4 protein-coding genes are annotated in these 2,670 nt (G+C 73.0%); 1 reads left to right on the top strand and 3 read right to left on the bottom strand.

Going from position 1 to position 2,670, the window contains the following annotated elements:
• Window positions 1–141, bottom strand: a 141-nt coding sequence (locus G3I40_RS29050; protein ID WP_164305493.1) for an NAD(P)H-binding protein, incomplete at its 3' end; no start/stop codon positions are given.
• Window positions 142–190: 49 nt separating this feature from the next.
• Window positions 191–1,420: an MFS transporter gene (locus tag G3I40_RS29045; RefSeq protein ID WP_239092001.1), complete on the bottom strand. Its 1,230-nt coding sequence runs from the start codon at window positions 1,418–1,420 to the stop codon at window positions 191–193.
• Window positions 1,421–1,500: 80 nt separating this feature from the next.
• Here G3I40_RS29045 and G3I40_RS29040 point away from each other — a divergent pair, with 80 nt between their 5' ends.
• Entirely contained in the window at window positions 1,501–2,379 is an 879-nt protein-coding gene (locus G3I40_RS29040; RefSeq protein WP_164305491.1) for a LysR family transcriptional regulator, read from the top strand.
• Window positions 2,380–2,422: 43 nt separating this feature from the next.
• Here the strand turns inward: G3I40_RS29040 and G3I40_RS29035 are convergent.
• Window positions 2,423–2,670, bottom strand: a 248-nt coding sequence (locus G3I40_RS29035) for a SpoIIE family protein phosphatase (RefSeq protein ID WP_164305489.1), incomplete at its 5' end; no start/stop codon positions are given.

Genomic DNA, 2,670 nt, shown 5'->3' with positions numbered 1-2,670 from the left:
CCGCAGCCGCGCCCCGGCGGGCACTGCGCCCGCACGGGCCGGATCACGGACGGCCGCGGTCACCCGGTGGCCGCGGGCCAGGGCCTCGGCGACGACACGGCGGCCGACGTCACCTGCGGCTCCGAAGACGGTGATGTTCATAGTGGTGACTCCTCAACTACAGGGGAACGGAAGGGGGAATGACGGGAGGTCAGCGAACGGGGCTGGTGCGCTCCGTCGCCCACACCACGAAGGAACCCGTGGCCAGTGCGGCGCCCAGGGCGCAGACTCCGGGCCAGCCCGCGGCCGACCGGACGACGGAGGCGAGCGCCGAACCGACGGCGCCGCCGAGGAAGAAGCTCGTCATGAACGCCGCGTTGATGCGGCTTCGGGCCTCGGGGCGCAGTGCGTACAGGACGGTCTGGCTCGCGTTCAAAACGGCCTGCTGGCCGATGTTGAGGGCGACGACGCCGACCGCCAGCAAGGCCAGAGAGCGCTCCCCCGCTAGCAGCACCAGCCAGCCGGCGATCAGCAACGCGGTCGCGACGCCGGTGACCTGCCGGACACGCCCTCCGTCACTGAGCCGCGCCGCGAACGTCATCGTCACCACCCCCACGGCGCCGACGAGGCCGAACAGACCGATGGCGGGCGCCGACCAGGAATAGGGAGCATCGGCCAAGAGGAAGGTGAGAGCGGTGAGTTGGACGCTGTACGAGGCCAGCGAGAAGGCGCTGAGCAGGGCCCGGCGGCGCAATTGCGGCTCCTCGCGCAGCAGCGCGAGCGTGGAACGCAGCAGGGCCGGGTAGCGCAGGTCGGCGGTGACCGGGAGGCGGGGCAGGAAGCGGTGCAGGGTCACGGCCGCGAGGGCCATGAGGGCGGCGAGGACCCAGTACGGGGTACGCCAGCCCCCGAGCCCGGACAGCACGCCCGCGGCGGTGCGGGCCAGCAGTCCGCCGAGCAGGATGCCCGAGACGACGACGGCGACGGCGCGGCCCCGCGTCTCGGCGCTCGCGAGCGCCGCGGTGTGCGCGACGACGACCTGCGCGCCGACCGACGTGAACGCGGTGAGGACGGTGGCCCCGAGGAGCACCGGGCCGCTCGGCGCGAAGGCCGAGACGGTGAGGAACAGCGCGGTGGCCGAGAACAGGGTCACCGTGAGGCGGCGGCGGTCGACGACGTCGCCGAGCGGTACCAGCAGCATCAGGCCCAGCGCGTACCCGGCCTGCGAGGCCGTGACGACGAGGCCGGCCAGGACGCCGCCGAGGTGCAGTTCGCGGGAGATCAGGTCGAGCAGCGGCTGGGCGACGTAGTTGCCCGCGCAGGACAGTCCCGTAGCGACGGCCAGCAGGAGGAGCAGAGGCCGGCGCGGAGCGGCGCCCGACGGCGGGGACGGGCTCAGGGGGCCGGCTCCGGCCTGCGGACGGGCATTCAGCTGTGTCATGGGTTCAGCGTGCGGCGCGCTCCATTGATGAGTCCAAGACATCCTTGTCATCCAACTGATCGTCAATCACGATGGATCGTATGGAGCTTCAGCAGTTGCGCTACGTCGTCGCCGTCGCCGAGACCGGCGGGTTCACCCGGGCCGCACAGCGGTGTCATGTGGTGCAGTCGGCACTGAGCCACCAGATCGGCAAGCTGGAGAAGGAGCTCGGGGCGCGGCTGTTCGAGCGGACGAGTCGGCGGGTGCGGCTGTCCGCGGCGGGCGAGGCGTTCCTGCCCGCGGCCCGGCAGGCACTGGAGGCGGCGGAGCGCGCTCGGGCCGAAGTGGCCGCGGCGACCGGGGAGATCCGCGGGCGCCTGACCATCGGCGCGATCGCCTCGGTGACCGCCGTCGATGTACCGGACCTGATGCGCGCCTACCATGCCGCGTATCCGCAGGTCAGGATGCGCCTGATCGACGGCGCGAGCGAAGCCCAGGTGGCCGGGGTGCGAGAGGGGGCGCTGGACCTGGCCTTCTTGGGGGTGCCGCCGTCGTTCCCCGCGGACGATCCCGAGGTGGGCAGCCGCACGTTGGTGGTGGATCACCACGTGGTGGTGACGGCGCCGGACCATGCGCTGGCCGCCGGCCCGGCCGCGCCCGTGCCACTGTCCCGACTGGCGGACGAGGCGTTCGTGGACTTCCCGGCGGGGCTCGCGGCGCGGGCGCAGACCGACGAGGCGTTCGCCGCGGCCGGGCTGCGGCGCGAGGTGTCGTTCGAGGCCAAGGGCCTTGATTTCCTTGCCGACCTGGTGCGCGGCGGGCTCGGCATCGCGCTGCTGCCGTCGCGCCTCGTGCCGCGCCTGCGCGACCTGGCCGTGGTCCCGGTGCACGGCGGCCCGGTGCGCGAGGAGCGCTTGGTGTGGAGCCGGACGCGACGCTCACCGGCGGCGGCCGCGTTCCTGGAGACGGTGGCGCCCTAGGTGTGTTGATCACGAGCGTTGTCAACGCTGGTGATCAACACACCTAGGACCTCGGGGCCGGTTCGACGGCGAGGAGTGTGGCGTCGTCCTGCAGTCGGCCCTGCGCGTAGTGGAGCAGGTCGGCGCCGAGCGTGGCCGTGAAGGAGTCGAGCGGGGTGGCGCACAGTTCGGCGGCGCGCTCGGCCAGGGGGTAGAACGTGCCGGTGGCATCGCGTGCCTCGCTGGCACCGTCCGTGTGCAGCAGTATCCGGTCCCAGGCGCTGCGCGGTATGGGCTGGGCGGCGCACCAGC

Source organism: Streptomyces sp. SID14478 (assembly GCF_010548525.1).
GTDB lineage: Bacteria > Actinomycetota > Actinomycetes > Streptomycetales > Streptomycetaceae > Streptomyces.
This window is presented reverse-complemented; position numbering and strand designations above follow the sequence as displayed.

Excerpts from the sequence above, each read along its gene's own strand:
- G3I40_RS29045 (WP_239092001.1), bottom strand. The coding sequence starts at position 1,420 with ATGACACAGCTGAATGCCCGTCCGCAGGCCGGAGCCGGCCCCCTGAGC.
- G3I40_RS29040 (WP_164305491.1), top strand. The coding sequence starts at position 1,501 with ATGGAGCTTCAGCAGTTGCGCTACGTCGTCGCCGTCGCCGAGACCGGC.